The organism is Acidiplasma aeolicum (genome assembly GCF_001402945.1).
Lineage (GTDB): Archaea > Thermoplasmatota > Thermoplasmata > Thermoplasmatales > Thermoplasmataceae > Acidiplasma > Acidiplasma aeolicum.
In genome coordinates this window covers 1-805 of sequence record NZ_LKBG01000180.1, presented here as the reverse complement: position 1 = coordinate 805, position 805 = coordinate 1, and the positions used below count along the sequence as shown (strand labels likewise).

The 805-nt window shown below is 38.4% G+C and carries 1 protein-coding gene; it reads left to right on the top strand.

Annotated features, from left to right (window positions below):
* Positions 1-355 precede the first annotated feature (355 nt).
* Positions 356-805: IS110 family transposase (locus tag AOG54_RS04250; protein WP_330218514.1), on the top strand; the 450-nt coding region annotated here is incomplete at its 3' end.

Here is an 805-nt window from a genome sequence, read left to right as displayed (position 1 = left end):
GAGTACTTTCTGATTCTATCCTCCGCAACTATTTTATCCAACCTTTGCATAATTAATGGGATGTGGTTCGCTGCCATATCCCACTTATGATTTTCAAATTAATAAATATGACAATTGTCGAACAAATATGGAAGCTTGGACACACTTGTATAATGATTTTAACCAGAACTCCATTATGGCCATGATCAGGGAATATCGGGACACTCTTGTGGTATAATCCACTGTATTTAGCCTGTATTTACCCTTTTCATACTCGAGTGTGCTGATAGAGTATATTGTGCTTCATGCACTGATAATAGGCAAGACTGCTGCGGGTATGGGCAGGATAACTGATCCGGAGGAGTATATGTAATATATTGGAATAGATATAGCCAAGAGAAAGTTTGATTTCTGCATTATAGACATTGTGCTCAATAAGGTAAGGGCCGGAATAATCATAACCAATGATACTGGCTTCAAAGAGTTTTTGGGGACAATAGAGGGCTATGACAATATAAGGATAGGAATGGAATCGACTAATATTTACCATGCCAATCTATATAACTTCTTGATAGAAAGCGGTTACAATCCTGTGCTTCTGAGCCCAGTAGAGACAAAACTCATGAAGAGGTGCAGAATAAGAAGGAACAAGACAGATAAGATAGATTCATGGGGCATAGCAAGATACCTTGTAATATCAAAAAATAATACAATCAATATGGTGGAATACCCTGAGCTAAAACAATATGTAAGTACATACTTCAGGCTGATAAAGAAGCCGGCAGCAGTCAAGAACCAGCTGATCGGGGATTTGGACCTGCTGTAT